Consider the following 19178-nt stretch of genomic DNA (forward strand, 5'->3'; position numbering starts at 1 on the left):
ATGACCGAACTCACCACTGCCGCCCCGGCCACGGAGGCGGAGAAGCCAGGGCTCCACGTGGGATGGGTGGTCCCACCGTTCTTCCACGAACTCCCCCTGGGGACGGACGACGTCGAGGAGGCGGGCGAGCAGCTCTACGCGACGGTCCAGAAGGTCCTGCCGGGCGGCACGGACCAGGACCGGTTCCGTATGTTCGTCACCTACGCCGGCCTCCTCGACGATCTGCGGGACGCGGGAGCGGTGTACGCGGGCTTCTGCAACCTGGACTTCGACGGCCGCCCCAGCACCGCCACCGTCGCCGTGTACCGGATGCCGCTGCACGACATCACCGCCGAGGACGTGCTCTCGGAGGCCCTCACCGGCCTCCAGCGCGCCTACCCCGACGACGACGTCCGGATCAGCACCCTGCCCTCCGGCAAGGGTGACGCCCGGGCCGTCGTACGGATCGGCCAGGCCCCCTTCACCCTGGCCGCCGAGGCCTCTCCCACCGGCGAGCCCCTGGAAGTGCCGCGCGGACAGATACAGGTCTACATCCCGCTGCCCAACAACGCGGACCTGCTGGCGTTCGAGCTCTCCACGCCCTGCATGGAGGACTGGGACTTCTACTCGGAGCTCTTCGCGACGATCGTCCGGACCCTGGACTGGGCGACGGAGGAGCAGGCCGCGATGGAGGCCGCGCTCTCCCAGGCCCAGCCGGTCCCGGACGTGACACCCGAACCGGCCATGGTCCAGGAGCTCTACTCCTTCTCCAGCCGGGTCCTGGACGGCCTCGGTGTGCGGGGCAGGATGGACGAGGGCAACGCGGTGACCTCGGTGACCTGCGCCGACTGCTGGTCCAAGGGCCTGACGACGGTGTGCACGGCCTGCCATCGCTGGCAGATCGACGGTGTCCCGGACGAGCAACTCGCCTCCGCAGTGGGCCGGTTGGACGCGGTCTTCCAGGGTCAGGGCTGGCTCAAGCTGGCGGGGACACCGGGGGAGAGCGTGTCCCTGGCCGCGGACAGCGGCTCGGGCCACCGTGTCAACGTCACACTGATCCATGGCCGGCAGCGGCTCGTCGTCGAGGTCGTCGCCCCGTGCACCCGCACGGTGCGCGGGCCGGGCGACTCCGTGTTCGGATAGCGGAGGCGGTTCCAGCATGAACGTGAACTCCGACCGCCTTCTGCCGATCGGCGCCCGCGCGCTGTCGGCGGATCCCCGACTCGCCGTCGCCGTACGGGACTTCGGCAGCACGTACGGCTACGACTACTTCGACGACGAGACGGTCGGACGGACCCTCGCCGAACACGAGGCATCCCTGCGCCGAGTCGCGCGCGGAGGGCTTGTCTGGGCCGGCTCCCTGGCGACCGCCGTCGGCATCGTCTGGCTGGTGTGGGTCGCCTCCCGCAAGCCGGACGACATGGTCGTCGCCGTGGCACCCCCGGTCGCCGTACTGGTCCTGGCGCTGGCCGCGTTCGTTGTGGTCAATCTCCAGGGCAGGCGCAAACTCCGCCACCCCTTCCTGGAGGGATACCGCCACGTCCTCGCGGCGGCGCTGGCGCACGGCGCGCCCGTGACCTACGTGCCCGCGTGGCTGACGGGCCGCGGCGGTGGTCAACTCGACGTGGCCCCGCTGCCGTCGTACGCCGCGCCGGCCGGGGGGCCGCCCAGCGGTGCCCGGGCCACCTCCGTCGTGCCGCCGCCCAAGCCGGCCGAGGTCGAGGAGTACGAGCGGATCGCCGACCACGGAGGCTGGCACGACGAGGCGGGCTGGACCCTCGTCGTCGCCGGAGCAGTCGGCGTGGGCTACGCCGTGGTCAAGGACCTGCCCGCGGCGTACGCGGCCGTACTGCTCATCGGCCTCGGCATCTGGACGTGGGTGGTCGGCCACCGCCTCGGCAGACGCCAGCGGGAACTGTCCCGGCAGGCCCGCCTCTACCTCGACGAACTGACCAGTGCCCAGGCGGCCGGTGCCCCCGTGCACGAACTCTCCCCACCACTGCGCAAGCTCCTGGACACACGGCTCTGACAGGCAGCACGCATACGACGGTGGCGGCACCCTCCCCGGACGCCGCCACCGCCGTACCCGCAACCGCTCAGCCCCTCAACCGCCCCGGCCTGCGCTGGGCCACTCCGAACAGCCGCCGCGGTCCTGGTACGGCGACGACGCCCAGGAAACGCGGGTCGCCCGCGAACCACACCTCGCCGACCTCGCCCGACCTGACCTTCCGGACCCAGTCCGGGAGTTCGGGGTCCGTGAAGGAGAAACGGGTGGTGCCGTTCTTCGCGATCGAGGCGGCCCCGGGCACCGACTGCCAGCGGCCGTGCGGCGCCAGGCCTGCCGGGTCGCCTGGTCCTCGTAAGCCGACTTCGTGAGGGGAACGTCCACTGCGTTTGACTCCACCGGGATCAGCCGAAGACCGCGCGCACGGACGCCTCGACCTCGGACTCGGGAATCCGGGCCTCGACAGCCGTCGTCGTCAGCGTGACGACCGCGAGGTTCCGCCCGTCCGGGAAGGGCAGATACGCGGTCGCCTCGTACAGGGAACGCTGCCGGGAGTCGGCCTCCGCCGGCTTCTCTCCCGGCAAGAGCGTTCCCTCACAGAACTGAAGAGGGGCGGACCCGGACACGGCCCGCCCCTCCGCCAAGCCGACTCAGCTCTCCGGCAGGTATCCCGTCTGGACGAGCTGCCCGCTCGACCGGCGGGAAATGAACTGGCCACGGCCCTGAGGCATCGGGGCGGCCTTGATGTTGTTGAACACCGGGCCCTCCGACGGGTCGCCGGACAGCACGATGCCCTGCGCGCCGAGCTCCTTGATCCGGGTGAGGACCGGCTCGAAGGAGGAGCGCGAGGCACCCGACGTGGTGCGGGCCAGGATGATGCGCAGACCCAGGTCACGCGCGAACGGCAGGTACTCCAGGAGCACCGACATCGGGTTGCCCATCGACGAGGCGACGAGGTCGTAGTCGTCGATGAAGATGAACGCGTCCGGCTCGTTGTACCAGGAGCGGTTGCGCAGCTGGTCCGGCGTCACGTCCGGGCCCGGCATCCGGCGGCTCATCGAGCCGGCCAGCGACTCCATGACCTCCTGGAGCTGCGGACCCGAGGCGCAGTACTTGTACATGTGGCTCTCGGGCATCTGGCCGAGCAGCGCGCGCCGGAAGTCCGAGACCACGAACAGCGCCTTGTTGGGCTGGTACCGCTCCGAGATCTGCTTGGCCATGAACCGCAGCAGCGAGGACTTGCCGGACTCGCTCTCGCCGTAGACGACGAACAGCGGGTCGGTCTCGAAGTCCACGAAGACCGGCGAGAGGGTGAGCTCGTCGACACCGACCGCGATACCGCGGCTGCCGAAGTCGCCGCCGCCGGGCAGCTCGGACGCGGGCAGCATCGTCGGCAGCATCCGCACCTTCGGGGCCGTAGGGCCCTGCCAGGCGCTGTTGACGCTCTGCACGAGGTTCGCCATGCCGTCGGCGAGGTCCTCCACCTGCGTCGACCCGTCGATCCGGGGCGTGGCGGCGAGGTAGTCCAGCTTGTCCGGGGACAGACCGCGGCCGGGCTTGCCCATCGGCACGTTCTCGGCCCGCTTGCGGTCGAACTCCGACTCCATCGCGTCACCGAGCCGCAGTTCGAGCCGGCTGAGGATCTGGTCGCGCAGCGCGGGCCGCATCTCGGTGTACCGGGTCGCGGTGATGATCAGGTGAATGCCGAAGCCGAGACCACGGGTCGCGATGTCCGCGATGACCGGGTCGAGCATCTCGTAGTCGTTCTTGAACGTCGCCCAGCCGTCGATGATCAGGAAGACATCGCCCCACTGCTGGTCGGGGTAGTGCCCCTGCGCCCGGCGGGAGCGGAAGGTGTTCATGGAGTCGATGCTCTTGGAGCGGAAGAACTCCTCACGGGCGCTCAGGATGCCGTGCACCTCCGCGACCGTACGACGCACCTTCTCCTGGTCCAGACGGGAGGCCGCGCCGCCCATGTGGGCCAGGTTCTCCAGCGCGAGCATGCCGCCACCGCCGAAGTCGAGGGCGTAGAACTGCACTTCGGCCGGGGTGTGGGTGAGCGCGAACGACGTGATCATGGTGCGCACGAGCGTCGACTTGCCGGACTGCGGACCGCCCACGATCAGCGCGTGACCGGCGCTGCCCGACAGGTCCGCGTACATCACGTCACGGCGCTGCTCGAAGGGCTTGTCGACCAGGCCGACCGGCACGGTCAGCTTGCTCTGGAGGTGGTAGCCCTCGGCGTGCAGACCGCGCTCCGGGCTGATGTTGAGGGCGGGCAGCACCTGGTCGAGGCTGAACGGCTCGTCCAGCGGCGGCAGCCACACCTGGTGGGCGGGCGGACCCTGACCGTCCAGGCGGCTGACGATGACGTCGAGGACGGTGTCGGCGAGCGCGTCGTCGACCTGGGCGCTGCGGGTCTCCGGCTCCGGCTCGGTGAGGATGCGCACCGGCACCGGCGCCGCGGTGAACAGCACGGGGGAGCGGTCGATCCGCCCGCCGCCCTGCGCCATCGGCCCGTTCGGCCGGTAGGTGCCCGACACGTACGCGGCCTTGAACTGCACCATCGTCTCGGTGTCGTACTTGAGGATACCCGCGCCGGGAACGTTCGGCAGGTGGTAGGCGTCGGGCACGCCGATCGCCGTACGGGACTCGGCCGCCGAGAAGGTGCGCAGACCGATGCGGTACGACAGGAAGGTGTCGAGGCCGCGCAGCTTGCCCTCCTCCAGACGCTGCGAGGCGAGCAGCATGTGCACACCCAGCGAACGGCCGATCCGGCCGATCTGGATGAACATCTCGATGAAGTCCGGCTTGGCGGCGAGGAGTTCGCTGAACTCGTCGATGATCAGGACGAGCGAGGGCAGCGGTTCGAGCGCGGCACCGGCGCCACGGGCCTTCTCGTAGTCGGTGATGTTCTGGTAGTTGCCCGCCTGCCGCAGTAGTTCCTGACGGCGATTCAGCTCACCGGTGATGGAGTCGCGCATGCGGTCGACGAGGGTGAGCTCGTCGGCCAGGTTGGTGATGACCGCGGAGACGTGCGGCATGGAACCCATGCCGGTGAAGGTGGCACCACCCTTGAAGTCCGCGAGGACGAAGTTGAGCGTCTCGGAGGAGTGGGTCACCGCGAGGCCGAGGACCAGGGTGCGCAGCAGTTCCGACTTACCGGAACCGGTGGCGCCGACGCACAGACCGTGCGGGCCCATGCCCTCCTGCGAGGCCTCCTTGAGGTCCAGCATGACCGGGTCGCCGCTCTCGCCCAGACCGATCGGCACCCGCAGCCGCTCGTGCAGGGTGCGCGGCCGCCAGGTGCGCGAGACGTCCACGCTCGCCGCGTCACCGATCTGCATGAGGTCGGTGAAGTCCAGGTTCGCCAGCAGCGGTTCGTCCGCGTCGGCGGCACCCAGACGCAGCGGCGCGAGCTGCCGGCCCAGCGACTCTGCCTGCGCCTGCGACAGCACGTCGGGGACACCGGTGAAGACACCCGTGCCCGCCTCCAGCTCCATGGCCTCGGGCCACACCCGCACCGACAACGAGCCGCGCGCCTCGTCGAGTTCACCGGGCACCACCTCGAGGATGGTCACGCCCTGCAGGCCCTCCGCCGAGGCGAGCACCGAGTCCGCGGGCACCCCGCCGCCGTCGAGGACGACGACCACGTGCGGCTGGTCGAGGACCGGCGAACCGTCCCGGCTCCAGCGGGGGCGGCCCTCCAGCTGGTGGGCGATCATCTCCTCCAGCTCGCCGAGGTCGTAGCAGAGCAGACGGCGGCTGCCGGCACCGTCGGACTCCTTGTGCTGCATGTGCGGCAGCCACTTCGTCCACTCCCAGTCCACCGCCGCGCCCGGCGAGGCCACGACCGCGATCACCACGTCCTCGGGCGAGTGCAGCGAGGCCAACTGGCCGACCACGGACCGGGTCTGGCCGTAGACCGTCTCGGCGTCGCCGGAGATCGTCACGTGGTAGAAGGAACGCAGCCCGATCGCCAGCGGGAGGTCGCCCAGCGTGCCGTAGCTCGCGATGAACTGCTGCATCGCGTGGGCGGTCAGCGGCTCCAGCTCGTCCACCGGGGCGGTGTCGGGGGCGACCAGCGGCGTCGCCAGCTGCTGCGGGCCGAGGCCGATGCGCACCTGCGCGAAGTCCGGGTCCGTGGAACGGCGTTCCCACAGCCGCGAGCCCTCGGCGACCAGCGCCCACAGCTGCTCGGGCGCCGGGTGCAGGTAGTACTGCGCGTCCCGCTGCTTGTGCACCGTGCGCCGCACCTCACGGCGCTTCTGCGCCAGGTACTTGAGGTAGTCGCGGCGGGCCTCGGCCATCTGACCGGAGGGTCCCTTGCGCGCCCGCACTATCTGGGCGACCAGCATGGCGACCGTGGACGCCATCATCATCATGCCCATGATCTTCATGAAGCCCTGGGCACCGGGCATGAAGAAGAACGCCGCCGACGACCCCATGCCCAGCATGGGCAGCAGGTTCATCAGCAGGCTGTCGTCCTCGGTACGAGGGAGTTCGGGAGGGGACTCGAGCTTGACCTCCTCACTCGGCACCTCCGGCGGGTAAACCCGCGGCGGGCGCTTGACGATGACAACGCTCACCGATCCACCAGTCCTTCACGCAGTCGCAATGTCGAAACCGCCCCCGTCGTGACGGCCCCCGTAACGTTCGTCGACCCATGGGGCTCAGCCCACTCATGAGTCGGGCGTTGATCCTACTGTTCTGCGGGGCCGTTGAGCCGATAGGGGATGAGGAGATGCCGCAAGGGGACGGTAGGGTGACGCTCCAAACCAAGCGCGGAGCGGGAATCGCCCTGGCAAACCGCGACGAATCACCGAGTACTGGACTAGGGGGAACCGTCAGGTGAGTACGGTTTCAGCAACCGGATTCTGCCGGGTCACGGTGGCGGCACCGAACAGCCGGATCGATGTGGCACTTCCCGAGGACGTGCCGCTCTCTGACGTCTACCCGGAGATCCTGCGGCTGTCGGGACAGACTCCCGAAGAGGCCGCTCCGACCGGGTACAACCTCGTACGCAGGGACGGCTCCGTCCTCGATGACGGCCGCTCGCTCTCCGAACAGCAGATACGCGATGGCGAATTGCTGCTTCTGCGGCCGTTCGCGGACTCGCTGCCGCCCGCCGTCTTCGACGACGTCGTCGACGCCGTGGCCGCGGCCGTCGAGGCCGACCGGCGCAGCTGGAACGACGGCATGATGCGCGTCATCGGCCTGACCGCCGGCGCGCTCCTGCTGACCATGATGGCGCTGGCGCTGTGGTTCTCGGAGCCGCTGCGCCACGACATGAACGGTCTGCCGGGCGTCATCGCCGGCGTCACCGGCATCGTCCTGGTCGCCCTCGCGGCCGTACGCGCGCGGGTCTACGACGACCACCACGCGGCCGTGGCCCTCGGCATCGCCTCGCTGCCGCACCTGCTGGTGGGCGGCTCGGGGATCATGGGCCTCGACGCGGGCGAGGGTCCCGGACGGCTGCAGCTCCTCATCGCCTTCGCCGTGGTCCTCGTCGCCTCGGTGCTGCTGGTGCTGATGCTGCCCCAGAACGACGCGCCCTTCATCGCCGTCGCGTTCGCCTCCGGCGTCGGCGTCCTCGCCACCTTCACCGCGATCGTCACCGAGGCCGAGCCGCGTGAGACCGCCGCCGTCACCGCCGTGGTCATGGTCGCCGTCATCGGCTTCCTGCCCGGTTGGTCCGCCCGCTTCTCCCGGCTGCCCATCGGCTTCCGCTCGCCCGACCAGATCGCCAAGCGCGGCCGCGCCGAGGACCAGCAGGAGCAGGAGCCGGTCGACTACCAGCTCATCACCGACCAGGCCCGCCGCGGTCACGAACTGCTGCTCGGCCTCGTCGGCGGCTGCGCGATCGGCGGCGTCGCCTCCGCCGGTGTGGTGCTCGGCTTCTCCACCAGCGGCTGGGCCCAGCTGCTGTCGCTGGCGGCCGGCCTGTCCCTGCTGATGCGGGCCCGGCTCTTCCTGTACACGTCCCAGGTCGTGACCCTGATGGTCTCGGGCGTCGTCACCGTCAGCCTGCTGGTGCTCGGCCTCGCCCTGAACCCGCCGACCGACGTCATCGAAGAGCTCGTCTACAACCACAACAGCGTTCCGCTGGACATCCGTACCGTCTGGCTCGCCGCCGCGGTCGCCCTGGGTGCCACGCTCCTGGTGGCCGTGGCCCTGATCGTGCCGCGCAAGGGCGTCACCCCGTTCTGGGGCCGGATGCTCGACCTGAGCGAGGGCGCGGTGCTCCTCTCCCTCGTCCCGCTCTGCCTCGCGGTCCTCGACCTGTACGCGGCGGCGCGCGGCATGACCAGCTGACGCTCCCGCACCCGTCACGGCGGCTGTCACCCACATGGGTGGCAGCCGCCGCGTCATGTGTACGACGCAGGCGTGGGCCGGGGCACTGCCGCCGGGCTGATACCCTGGCTGATGGCCGTTTGTGTACGCACCCCCGGAGCTCACCGCTCTGGAGGCCGCGCCCAGCGGACCCCGCCTCCCGAGTAACGGAAGCTCCCCTGAGAAGTGGACCAGGGGCACTCGGTGGCTACCCAAGAGACTACGAGGAGTACGCGTGTCGCTCGACGCCGCTACGAAGAAGCAGATCATCACCGAGTTCGGCCAGAAGGAGGGCGACACCGGCTCCCCCGAGGTCCAGGTCGCGATGCTCTCGCGCCGGATCTCGGACCTGACCGAGCACCTCAAGACCCACAAGCACGACCACCACTCCCGTCGTGGTCTGCTGATCCTGGTCGGTCAGCGCCGTCGTCTTCTCCAGTACCTGGCGAAGAAGGACATCCAGCGCTTCCGTGCGCTGGTCGACCGCCTCGGCATCCGCCGCGGTGCGGCGGGCGCCAAGTAGAACGCCGTGGGGGAGCGGTTCCCGAAACGATCGGGGGCCGCTCCCTTTGCCGTACGTGCGCATCGTACGTACGGAAACGTGCGCGGTGTCACACCCACTTTGTAGTGTGGTAGCACAACGCAGTATCACGAGGAGAAGTGCACCTCGCCGCCGCCGGTCCTCGGTAGTGGCCCCCGGGCCTTGCGAACCCGGGTGCTTCGATCGAAGACCGGCCCGCACCAGACGGAGCGCTTCTCCGCGCACGTCCCCCCGCCACACGGGCGGATCGGGACAAAGACGAACGCAGACGAAAAGTAACGGAGAACACCCCAGTGGAGAACGAGACCCACTACGCCGAGGCCGTCATCGACAACGGCACCTTCGGCACCCGCACCATCCGCTTCGAGACGGGCCGCCTCGCGAAGCAGGCCGCCGGCTCCGCCGTGGCGTACCTGGACGACGACACCATGGTGCTGTCGGCCACCACCGCCTCCAAGAACCCCAAGGACCAGCTCGACTTCTTCCCCCTGACGGTGGACGTCGAGGAGCGGATGTACGCCGCCGGCAAGATCCCCGGCAGCTTCTTCCGCCGTGAGGGCCGCCCCTCCGAGGACGCCATCCTCACCTGCCGGCTGATCGACCGCCCGCTGCGCCCCTCCTTCAAGAAGGGCCTGCGCAACGAGATCCAGGTCGTCGCCACGATCATGGCGCTCAACCCCGACCACCTGTACGACGTCGTGGCGATCAACGCCGCCTCCGCGTCCACGCAGCTGGCCGGCCTGCCCTTCTCCGGTCCGATCGGCGGCGTCCGCGTAGCGCTGATCAACGGCCAGTGGGTGGCCTTCCCGACGCACTCCGAGCTCGAGGACGCCGTCTTCGACATGGTCGTCGCGGGCCGCACCCTGGAGGACGGCGACGTCGCGATCATGATGGTCGAGGCCGAGGCCACCGAGAAGACCATCCAGCTGGTCAAGGGCGGCGCCGAGGCCCCGACCGAGGATGTAGTCGCCGCCGGTCTGGAAGCCGCGAAGCCCTTCATCAAGGTGCTGTGCAAGGCTCAGGCCGACCTCGCCTCGAAGGCCGCCAAGCCCACCGGCGAGTTCCCGATCTTCCTCGACTACCAGGACGACGTCCTGGAGGCGCTGGCCGCCGCCGTCAAGCCGGAGCTCGCCTCCGCGCTGACCATCGCCGGCAAGCAGGAGCGCGAGGCCGAGCTGGACCGCGTCAAGGGTCTGGCCGCCGAGAAGCTGCTCCCGGAGTTCGAGGGCCGCGAGAAGGAGATCTCCGCCGCGTACCGCTCGCTCACCAAGCAGCTGGTCCGCGAGCGCGTGATCAAGGAGAAGACGCGCATCGACGGGCGTGGGCTGACGGACATCCGTACGCTCGCCGCCGAGGTCGAGGCCATCCCGCGCGTGCACGGTTCCGCGCTGTTCGAGCGTGGCGAGACCCAGATCCTGGGCGTCACCACCCTCAACATGCTCCGCATGGAGCAGCAGCTGGACACCCTCTCCCCGGTGACCCGCAAGCGCTACATGCACAACTACAACTTCCCGCCGTACTCCGTCGGCGAGACCGGCCGCGTCGGCTCCCCGAAGCGCCGCGAGATCGGCCACGGCGCGCTCGCCGAGCGCGCCATCGTGCCGGTTCTGCCGACGCGCGAGGAGTTCCCCTACGCGATCCGTCAGGTGTCCGAGGCCCTCGGCTCCAACGGCTCGACGTCCATGGGCTCGGTCTGCGCCTCCACCATGTCGCTGCTGAACGCCGGTGTGCCGCTGAAGGCCCCCGTCGCCGGTATCGCCATGGGCCTGATCTCCCAGGAGATCAACGGCGAGACGCACTACGTCGCCCTCACCGACATCCTCGGTGCGGAGGACGCCTTCGGCGACATGGACTTCAAGGTCGCCGGCACCAAGGAGTTCGTCACCGCCCTCCAGCTCGACACCAAGCTGGATGGCATCCCCGCCTCCGTCCTGGCGGCCGCTCTCAAGCAGGCCCGTGACGCCCGCCTCCACATCCTCGACGTGATGATGGAAGCGATCGACACGCCGGACGAGATGTCCCCGAACGCCCCGCGGATCATCACCGTCAAGATCCCCGTGGACAAGATCGGTGAGGTCATCGGCCCCAAGGGCAAGATGATCAACCAGATCCAGGAGGACACCGGCGCCGAGATCACGATCGAGGACGACGGCACCATCTACATCGGTGCCCAGGTCGGCTCGCAGGCCGAGGCAGCCCGCGCCACGATCAACCAGATCGCCAACCCGACCATGCCGGAGGTCGGCGAGCGCTACCTGGGCACGGTCGTGAAGACGACCACCTTCGGCGCGTTCGTCTCGCTGCTCCCCGGCAAGGACGGTCTGCTGCACATCTCGCAGATCCGCAAGCTGGCCGGCGGCAAGCGCGTCGAGAACGTCGAGGACGTGCTCGGCGTGGGCGCCAAGGTCCAGGTCGAGATCGCCGAGATCGACTCCCGCGGCAAGCTCTCCCTGATCCCCGTGATCGAGGGCGAGGAAGGCTCCTCCGACGAGAAGAAGGACGACGCCGACCAGTGACGTCCCGTAGCTCCAAGGCGACGGCCCGCACCTCTTCGGAGGCGCGGGCCGTCGCCCGTACCCAAACCCTGATCAAGGGCGAGAACGGCATCGGCACCGTCCGCAAGACCACCCTCCCCGGTGGCCTGCGCATCGTCACCGAGACCCTCCCCTCGGTCCGCTCCGCGACCTTCGGCATCTGGGCGCACGTCGGCTCCCGCGACGAGACGCCGTCACTGAACGGCGCCACGCACTACCTGGAGCACCTCCTCTTCAAGGGCACCGCGAAGCGCAGCGCCCTGGACATCTCCTCCGCCATCGACGCGGTCGGCGGCGAGATGAACGCGTTCACGGCGAAGGAGTACACGTGCTACTACGCGCGCGTGCTCGACGCCGACCTGCCGCTCGCCATCGACGTGGTCTGTGACATGCTCACGGGCTCCCTCATCCTCGAAGAGGACGTCAACGTCGAGCGGGGCGCGATCCTCGAGGAGATCGCGATGACCGAGGACGACCCGGGCGACTGCGTGCACGACCTGTTCGCGCACACCATGTTCGGCGACAACCCCCTCGGCCGCCCGGTCCTCGGCACGGTCGACACCGTCAACGCCCTGACCGCCGACCGCATCCGCCGCTTCTACAAGAAGCACTACGACCCGACGCACCTCGTGGTCGCGGCCGCGGGCAACGTCGACCACGACAAGGTCGTACGGCAGGTCCGCGCCGCCTTCGAGAAGTCCGGCGCCCTCAAGAGCCCCGACGCCACGCCCATCGCGCCCCGCGACGGCAGGCGCGCCCTGCGCACCGCGGGCCGCGTCGAGCTGATCGGCCGCAAGACCGAACAGGCCCACGTCGTCCTCGGCATGCCCGGCCTCGCCCGCACCGACGAGCGCCGCTGGGCCCTCGGCGTGCTGAACACCGCGCTCGGCGGCGGCATGTCGTCCCGCCTCTTCCAGGAGGTCAGGGAGAAGCGCGGACTGGCGTACAGCGTCTACTCGTACACCTCCGGCTTCGCCGACTGCGGCCTGTTCGGCGTGTACGCCGGCTGCCGGCCCTCGCAGGTCCACGACGTACTGAAGATCTGCCGCGACGAACTCGACCAGGTCGCCGAACACGGCCTCTCGGACGACGAGATCGGCCGCGCCATCGGCCAGTTGAGGGGCTCCACGGTCCTGGGCCTGGAGGACACCGGCGCGCTGATGAACCGCATCGGCAAGAGCGAGCTGTGCTGGGGCGAGCAGATGTCCGTCGACGACATGCTGACCCGCATCGCGTCGGTCACCCCGGACGACGTGCGCGCGGTCGCCCGCGAGATCCTGGGACGGCGCCCGTCGCTGTCGGTCATCGGCCCGCTGAAGGACAAGCAGGCGGCCCGACTGCACGAGGCCGTGGCCTGATCCCCGTTCGTTTCGGCTGTTTCGGTTTTTCGGCTGTTTCGGTTAAGGAAGCAAGAAGATGAGCAAGCTGCGCGTGGCGGTCCTCGGAGCGAAGGGCCGGATCGGCGCCGAGGCGGTCAAGGCCGTCGAAGCCGCCGAGGACATGGAGCTGGTGGCCGCCCTCGGCCGGGGCGACAAGTTGGAGACCCTGGCCGAGTCCGGCGCCCAGGTCGCCGTCGAACTGACCACGCCGGCCTCGGTGATGGACAACCTCGAGTACTGCGTCGGCCACGGCATCCACGCCGTCGTCGGTACGACGGGCTGGACCGACGAGCGCCTCGCGCAGCTGAACGGCTGGCTCGCCAGGTCCCCGGAGACGGGCGTGCTCATCGCTCCCAACTTCTCCATCGGGGCCGTCCTCACCATGAAGTTCGCGCAGATCGCCGCGCCGTACTTCGAGTCCGTCGAGGTCGTCGAGCTGCACCACCCCAAGAAGGTCGACGCCCCGTCCGGCACCGCCACCCGCACGGCCCAGCTCATCGCCGAGGCCCGGCGCGCGGCGGGCACGGCCCCGGCTCCGGACGCCACCGAGACGGCCCTGGACGGGGCGCGCGGCGCGGACGTCGACGGGATTCCCGTCCACGCCGTCCGCCTGCGCGGTCTCCTCGCCCACCAGGAGGTCCTGCTCGGCGGTGAGGGCGAGACCCTGACGGTCCGCCACGACTCCCTCCACCACAGCAGCTTCATGCCGGGCATCCTGCTCGGCGCGCGCCGAGTGGTCACGACCCCGGGCCTGACCTTCGGCCTGGAGAACTTCCTGGACCTGGGCTGATGCGCGCCAAGCTGTCCTACGCCGTCACGGCCGCCGTCCTCGTCTTCTACTTCGTCCTGGTCGGCAGCCGCGGCGTCATGCTGATCCAGTCCGGCACCCTCGTCACGGTCACGTTCGGCGTAGCCGTGCTGGTCCTGCCGGTGATCGGCCTGTGGTTCCTGTGGAAGAACACCCAGTTCGTCCGCCGGGCCAACGCGCTCGCCGCCGAGCTCGACGCCGAGGGCGGCCTGCCCGTCGACGAGCTCAAGCGCACACCCGGCGGCCGGATCGACCGCGACTCGGCCGACGAGGTCTTCGCCAAGCGCAGGGCCGAGACGGAGGCGGCCCCCGACGACTGGCGCAGCTGGTTCCGCCTCGCCGTGGCCTACCACGACGCCCGCGACACCCCACGGGCCCGCAAGGCCATGCAGCGCGCGATAGCGCTGCACGACGGCAGGCCCGTCCAGCAGCTCTGAGGTCCCGGCACGTCGAAGGGGGCCGGTCCTGATGCGGACCGGCCCCCTTCTTCGTGTCCACCCGCCCGGGTCAGCCCCGGGCGTGCTCCGCCGCCCAGGCCTCCACCGCGTCCGCGGCCCGGTCGAACGCCTGGCCGCGCGCGAAAAAGTCCGCGTTGTGCGTGGTCAGCAGCGGCGGCAGATCCTCCGGCCCCCGACCCTGCCGTACGAGAGTCAGGGCCTGCCCCTGCACCGTGCGCGGCAGTCCGAGCCAGCGCACCGGCTGCTGAGCCGTCCGCACGGCCACGACCTGCTCCCAGGACACCGTACGAGTGAACAGGAAGCCCACCCGTCGCACTCCGCGGGCACTCACCCACACGCCCATGCGCAGCAGCCGCAGCGCGCCCACGATGACGAGCACCGCGATGCCGAGCACCACCGCGGCCTCGGTCGGCGAGTCGGTCAGCGCGATGATCACCGCGGCGAACAACACGTACGAGGCGAGCAGGAGAAGAAGCGCCGCCACGCCCACCCGCCACGGGCCGGGCCGGTAAGGGCGCCGCCAGCGGTCACGGTTGTCGAACGGCAGCGCGGCGTCGTCCGGCGCCTCGAATACGCGGTCGGCCGTCAGGAAGGGCAGGGGCACGGCGGGTCCTCACTCGATCCAAGCGGTGGGCTGTGCCCGGTGAGGTTATCCGCCGGTGTCCCCACGGGCCACCTGCGGGGGCCCGTCCGAGTCAGTGTCCCTGGGAGGCCTGGGACTGCTGTGTCTGCGCGGGGGCCTGATCCTGTGACAGCGCCGGCATCCCGAGAACCAGGGAGCCCACAAGCCCGGCGACGATGGTGAGTCCCGTCAGCCAGCGCCCGGCCATCTCACCGGCGGACACCCGCTCACGGGGCGGAGGAGTGACATTGCTGCGGAACCTGTCGGCTTCGGCGAGAAAGGCGAACGGAACGGGTTCGCGCCGACGCAACAGCATGGGGGTACTTCTCCCTTCGGGGATCGAACGAATCGCTGCTGTCTGTACAGACGAGCGGTCGCCGCAAAAGGTGCCCGTTTTCACCGACTTAACTCGGTCACGCCAGTGAAAGTCCCGTTTGGGGCGCCGTAGAGTGGCGTCGCCATACGACGAGCTGGGAAGGACCCCCCGAACCGTGAGCCCCACCCCCGACGACGATTTCAAGATCGAGCTGCGCGACGACGTCACCGTCGAACTGGTCAAGCACAGCGCGGCCGACTCCGACGTGCTGTTCGCCGCCCGGGTGTCGACCGTCGGAGAGCAGTCCCTGGACGAGCTGAACAAGGACCCGGAGCGCTCCAAGGGGCTGATCAACTACCTCATGCGGGACCGGCACGGCAGCCCGTTCGAGCACAACTCCATGACCTTCTTCATCAGCGCCCCGATCCTCGTCTTCCGCGAGTTCATGCGGCACCGCGTGGGCTGGTCGTACAACGAGGAGTCCGGCCGCTACCGGGAGCTCCAGCCCGTCTTCTATGTCCCCGGCCCGGACCGCAAGCTCGTTCAGCAGGGTCGCCCCGGCAAGTACGTCTTCGTGGAGGGTACCCCCGAGCAGCACGCGTCCGTCGGAAGCGCCATGGAGGAGTCGTACCGTCAGGCGTACCGCGCCTACCAGGAGATGCTCGCGCAGGGCGTCGCCCGCGAGGTCGCCCGTTCGGTCCTGCCCGTCGGCCTGTTCTCCTCGATGTACGCCACCTGCAACGCCCGCTCGCTCATGCACTTCCTCGGTCTGCGCACCCAGCACGAACAGGCGAAGGTGCCGTCCTTCCCGCAGCGGGAGATCGAGATGGTCGGCGAGAAGATGGAGGCGGAGTGGGCCAAGCTCATGCCGCTCACCTACGCAGCCTTCAATGCGAACGGGCGTGTGGCGCCGTAACGGGCTCCTGCGTACCCGCGGGGCACAGATGTACGGGCCCATCGAGCGAAGTGTCCGTATTGCGGCATTTGGAGAAGTTCATCTAGCCTGATCAAACGGACCCGGCACTGCTTGAACCCCCGAGCAGGCAGTGCCGGGCTCCGCATTTGTCCTGACTTTTCCCGTCCCCCTAGGGCAGACCCCGCCTTGAGCAACGAGTAGCGTGTTCCCCATGGCTCCGACCTCCACTCCGCAGACCCCCTTCGGGCGGGTCCTCACCGCCATGGTCACGCCCTTCACGGCGGACGGCGCACTCGACCTCGACGGCGCACAGCGGCTCGCCACCCACCTGGTGGACGCAGGCAACGACGGCCTGATCATCAACGGCACCACCGGCGAATCCCCCACCACCAGTGACGCGGAGAAATCGGACCTGGTACGAGCCGTACTGGAGGCGGTCGGCGACCGCGCCCACGTCGTCGCCGGCGTCGGCACCAACGACACCCACCACAGCATCCAGCTGGCCCGGGCCGCCGAGGAAGTGGGCGCACACGGCCTCCTGATCGTGACGCCGTACTACAACAAGCCCCCGCAGGAGGGCCTGTACCGCCACTTCAAGGCCGTCGCCGATGCCGCCGGGCTGCCCGTCATGCTCTACGACATCCCGGGCCGCAGCGGTGTCCCGATCAGCACCGAGACGCTGGTCCGGCTCGCCGAGCACCCGCGGATCGTCGCCAACAAGGACGCCAAGGGCGACCTGGGCCGCGCCAGCTGGGCCATCGCCCGCTCCGGCCTCGCCTGGTACTCCGGCGACGACATGCTGAACCTGCCGCTGCTCTCCGTGGGCGCGGTCGGCTTCGTCTCGGTCGTCGGCCACGTCGTCACCCCGGACCTGCGCGCCCTGGTCGAGGCGTTCACCTCGGGTGACGTACAGAAGGCCGCCGAGATCCACCAGAAGCTGCTTCCCGTCTACACGGGTATGTTCCGCACCCAGGGCGTGATGACGACCAAGGCGGCGCTCAGCCTCCAGGGGCTCCCCGCGGGGCCCCTGCGCCCCCCCATGGTCGAGCTCTCACTCGAAGAGATCGAGCAGCTCAAGATCGATCTTGCCGCCGGCGGGGTACAGCTCTAGCACCAGACTTCGCGCGCCCGGCGCGCAACCAGACTCAACAACTGAATAGGCGGGCCACCGGTGCCCGCACCACAACGACAACTGCTACACGCACGAACGTCACGCGCGCCACGTGCCCCACCGGTACGTGGCGCGCGTGTTTGAGGAGAGTCTTTTGAGTCATCCGCATCCTGAACTGGCCCCGCCCTCGCCGCTTCCCGAGGGCGGCCTGCGGGTCACCCCACTCGGCGGTCTCGGCGAGATCGGCCGAAACATGACGGTCTTCGAGTTCGGCGGCCGTCTGCTGATCGTCGACTGCGGGGTGTTGTTCCCGGAGGAGGAACAGCCCGGCATCGACCTGATCCTGCCGGACTTCTCGTCCATCAGGGACCGCCTCGACGACATCGAGGGCATCGTCCTCACCCATGGTCACGAGGACCACATCGGAGCTGTCCCCTATCTACTCCGGGAGAAGCCGGACATCCCCCTGATCGGCTCCAAGCTGACCCTGGCCTTCATCGAGGCCAAGCTCCAGGAGCACCGGATCCGCCCGTACACCCTTGAGGTGGCGGAGGGACACCGCGAGCGCATCGGGCCCTTCGACTGCGAGTTCATCGCCGTCAACCACTCGATCCCGGACGCCCTCGCCGTCGCCATCCGCACGCCGGCGGGCATGGTCGTCCACACGGGCGACTTCAAGATGGACCAGCTCCCGCTGGACGGCCGTCTCACGGACCTGCACGCGTTCGCACGTCTGAGCGAGGAAGGCATCGACCTCCTTCTCTCCGACTCCACGAACGCCGAGGTTCCCGGTTTCGTGGCGCCCGAGCGGGACATCTCCAACGTCCTGCGCACGGTCTTCGCAAACGCACGCAAGCGGATCATCGTGGCCAGCTTCGCCAGCCACATCCACCGCATCCAGCAGATCCTGGACACGGCGCACGAGTACGGCCGCCGGGTCGCCTTCGTGGGCCGCTCGATGGTCCGCAACATGGGTATCGCGCGGGACCTGGGCTACCTGAAGGTTCCGCCGGGCCTGGTGGTGGACGTCAAGACCCTGGACGACCTCCCCGACCACGAGGTGGTCCTGGTCTGCACAGGCTCCCAGGGCGAACCGATGGCGGCTCTGTCCCGCATGGCGAACCGCGACCACCAGATCCGGATCGTCCAGGGCGACACGGTCATCCTCGCGTCCTCGCTGATCCCGGGGAACGAGAACGCGGTCTACCGCGTCATCAACGGCCTGACCCGCTGGGGCGCCCACGTCGTCCACAAGGGCAACGCCAAGGTGCACGTCTCGGGCCACGCGTCCGCGGGCGAGCTCCTGTACTTCTACAACATCTGCAAGCCGAAGAACCTGATGCCGGTCCACGGCGAATGGCGCCACCTGCGCGCCAACGCCGAGCTCGGCGCCCTGACCGGCGTCCCGCACGACCGCATCGTCATCGCCGAGGACGGCGTGGTCGTCGACCTCGTCGAGGGCAAGGCGAAGATCGCGGGCAAGGTCCAGGCGGGTTACGTCTACGTCGACGGCCTCTCGGTCGGCGATGTCGGCGAGCCGGCTCTCAAGGACCGCAAGATCCTCGGCGACGAGGGCATCATCTCGGTCTTCCTGGTCGTCGACTCGTCCACCGGGAAGATCACAGGCGGCCCGCACATCCAGGCGCGCGGCTCCGGCATCGAGGACTCGGCCTTCGCCGACGTGATCCCGAGGGTCACCGAGGTACTCGAGCGTTCGGCGCAGGACGGCGTGGTCGAACCCCACCAGCTGCAACAGCTGGTGCGGCGGACCCTCGGCAAGTGGGTCTCCGACACGTATCGCCGCAGGCCGATGATCCTCCCTGTGGTGGTGGAGGTCTGACGGACCGTCGGACACCCGTCCGAGTGAACCAGGAGCGGGTGCCTCGATTTGCATCGAGGCACCCCGCTCCAGTACGTTTACGGCTCCGCCCGAGGGGGAACTCGGCAGCTTCGTGCTCCGGAGCGAACCTCCAGGGGGCGGGAATTCCGACTCAGAACTTCTGATAAAGTCGGAACCGCCGGAAAGGGAAACGCGAGAGCGGGAACCTGGAAAGCACCGAGGAAATCGGAACCGGAAACGGTCTGATAGAGTCGGAAACGCAAGACCGAAGGGAAACTGCCCGGAGGAAAGCCCGAGAGGGTGAGTACAAAGGAAGCGTCCGTTCCTTGAGAACTC

At 69.3% G+C, this 19178-nt stretch carries 16 protein-coding genes; 11 read left to right on the plus strand and 5 right to left on the minus strand.

Annotated elements, in window-relative coordinates:
• The gene (locus ACZ39I_RS16595; protein ID WP_467245080.1) at nt 1-1122 is read left to right on the plus strand and encodes a heme oxygenase-like domain-containing protein; all 1122 of its coding nucleotides are present in this window, start codon (nt 1-3) and stop codon (nt 1120-1122) included.
• Nucleotides 1123-1138: 16 nt separating this feature from the next.
• Nucleotides 1139-2008, plus strand: a complete 870-nt coding sequence (locus ACZ39I_RS16600; RefSeq protein WP_467245081.1) for a hypothetical protein — start codon at nt 1139-1141, stop codon at nt 2006-2008.
• Nucleotides 2009-2075: 67 nt separating this feature from the next.
• Here ACZ39I_RS16600 and ACZ39I_RS16605 read toward each other — a convergent pair whose 3' ends face one another.
• The 3 genes from ACZ39I_RS16605 to eccCa form a co-directional block, all read right to left on the minus strand.
• Nucleotides 2076-2288 carry a hypothetical protein gene (locus ACZ39I_RS16605; RefSeq protein ID WP_467245082.1) on the minus strand — a complete coding sequence of 71 codons (213 nt, stop codon included), beginning with the start codon at nt 2286-2288 and terminating at the stop codon, nt 2076-2078.
• A 100-nt stretch (nt 2289-2388) separates the two neighbouring features.
• Nucleotides 2389-2568 carry a hypothetical protein gene (locus tag ACZ39I_RS16610; RefSeq protein WP_467245083.1) on the minus strand — a complete coding sequence of 60 codons (180 nt, stop codon included), beginning with the start codon at nt 2566-2568 and terminating at the stop codon, nt 2389-2391.
• A 66-nt stretch (nt 2569-2634) separates the two neighbouring features.
• Nucleotides 2635-6573 (minus strand): type VII secretion protein EccCa, encoded by a 3939-nt coding sequence (eccCa, locus tag ACZ39I_RS16615; protein ID WP_467245084.1) that lies wholly within the window; start codon nt 6571-6573, stop codon nt 2635-2637.
• Between the two features lie 262 nt (nt 6574-6835).
• On the opposite strand from eccCa, the gene eccD reads away from it, so the two are divergent.
• From eccD to ACZ39I_RS16645, 6 genes are all read left to right on the plus strand, one after another.
• Nucleotides 6836-8299 carry a type VII secretion integral membrane protein EccD gene (eccD, locus tag ACZ39I_RS16620; protein ID WP_467245085.1) on the plus strand — a complete coding sequence of 488 codons (1464 nt, stop codon included), beginning with the start codon at nt 6836-6838 and terminating at the stop codon, nt 8297-8299.
• Nucleotides 8300-8552: 253 nt separating this feature from the next.
• A complete protein-coding gene (gene rpsO, locus ACZ39I_RS16625; protein ID WP_030945091.1) occupies nt 8553-8840 on the plus strand; it encodes a 30S ribosomal protein S15 in 288 nt (95 codons plus the stop codon).
• 311 nt (nt 8841-9151) lie between these two features.
• Nucleotides 9152-11374 (plus strand): polyribonucleotide nucleotidyltransferase, encoded by a 2223-nt coding sequence (locus tag ACZ39I_RS16630; RefSeq protein ID WP_403664393.1) that lies wholly within the window; start codon nt 9152-9154, stop codon nt 11372-11374.
• Nucleotides 11371-12750 (plus strand): M16 family metallopeptidase, encoded by a 1380-nt coding sequence (locus ACZ39I_RS16635; protein ID WP_393604468.1) that lies wholly within the window; start codon nt 11371-11373, stop codon nt 12748-12750. Before ACZ39I_RS16630 ends, ACZ39I_RS16635 begins: the two co-directional genes overlap by 4 nt.
• Before the next feature lie 58 nt (nt 12751-12808).
• The gene (gene dapB, locus ACZ39I_RS16640) at nt 12809-13561 is read left to right on the plus strand and encodes a 4-hydroxy-tetrahydrodipicolinate reductase (RefSeq protein WP_451476929.1); all 753 of its coding nucleotides are present in this window, start codon (nt 12809-12811) and stop codon (nt 13559-13561) included.
• Nucleotides 13561-14016, plus strand: coding sequence for a hypothetical protein (locus ACZ39I_RS16645; RefSeq protein ID WP_467245086.1), 456 nt, complete (start codon nt 13561-13563; stop codon nt 14014-14016). Before dapB ends, ACZ39I_RS16645 begins: the two co-directional genes overlap by 1 nt.
• A 70-nt stretch (nt 14017-14086) precedes the next feature.
• On the opposite strand, the gene ACZ39I_RS16650 is transcribed toward ACZ39I_RS16645, so the two are convergent.
• Both ACZ39I_RS16650 and ACZ39I_RS16655 read right to left on the minus strand, forming a co-directional pair.
• Nucleotides 14087-14641, minus strand: coding sequence for a hypothetical protein (locus ACZ39I_RS16650; protein ID WP_467245087.1), 555 nt, complete (start codon nt 14639-14641; stop codon nt 14087-14089).
• Nucleotides 14642-14732: 91 nt separating this feature from the next.
• A complete protein-coding gene (locus ACZ39I_RS16655) occupies nt 14733-14975 on the minus strand; it encodes a hypothetical protein (protein WP_467245088.1) in 243 nt (80 codons plus the stop codon).
• A 175-nt stretch (nt 14976-15150) separates the two neighbouring features.
• On the opposite strand from ACZ39I_RS16655, the gene thyX reads away from it, so the two are divergent.
• The 3 genes from thyX (at nt 15151) to ACZ39I_RS16670 (ending at nt 18842) form a co-directional block, all read left to right on the plus strand.
• A complete protein-coding gene (thyX, locus tag ACZ39I_RS16660; RefSeq protein ID WP_403664405.1) occupies nt 15151-15891 on the plus strand; it encodes an FAD-dependent thymidylate synthase in 741 nt (246 codons plus the stop codon).
• Between the two features lie 211 nt (nt 15892-16102).
• The gene (gene dapA, locus ACZ39I_RS16665) at nt 16103-17002 is read left to right on the plus strand and encodes a 4-hydroxy-tetrahydrodipicolinate synthase (RefSeq protein WP_467245089.1); all 900 of its coding nucleotides are present in this window, start codon (nt 16103-16105) and stop codon (nt 17000-17002) included.
• A gap of 154 nt (nt 17003-17156) precedes the next feature.
• The gene (locus ACZ39I_RS16670) at nt 17157-18842 is read left to right on the plus strand and encodes a ribonuclease J (protein WP_467245090.1); all 1686 of its coding nucleotides are present in this window, start codon (nt 17157-17159) and stop codon (nt 18840-18842) included.
• Nucleotides 18843-19178: the final 336 nt, after the last annotated feature.

Source organism: Streptomyces sp. NPDC024687, assembly GCF_055559055.1.

What these genes read in the sequence shown, in the direction of transcription:
- ACZ39I_RS16595 (WP_467245080.1), top strand. Translation starts at nt 1, where the DNA reads ATGACCGAACTCACCACTGCCGCCCCGGCCACGGAGGCGGAGAAGCCA.
- ACZ39I_RS16600 (WP_467245081.1), top strand. Translation starts at nt 1,139, where the DNA reads ATGAACGTGAACTCCGACCGCCTTCTGCCGATCGGCGCCCGCGCGCTG.
- dapB (WP_451476929.1), top strand. Translation starts at nt 12,809, where the DNA reads ATGAGCAAGCTGCGCGTGGCGGTCCTCGGAGCGAAGGGCCGGATCGGC.
- ACZ39I_RS16645 (WP_467245086.1), top strand. Translation starts at nt 13,561, where the DNA reads ATGCGCGCCAAGCTGTCCTACGCCGTCACGGCCGCCGTCCTCGTCTTC.
- ACZ39I_RS16655 (WP_467245088.1), bottom strand. Translation starts at nt 14,975, where the DNA reads ATGCTGTTGCGTCGGCGCGAACCCGTTCCGTTCGCCTTTCTCGCCGAA.
- dapA (WP_467245089.1), top strand. Translation starts at nt 16,103, where the DNA reads ATGGCTCCGACCTCCACTCCGCAGACCCCCTTCGGGCGGGTCCTCACC.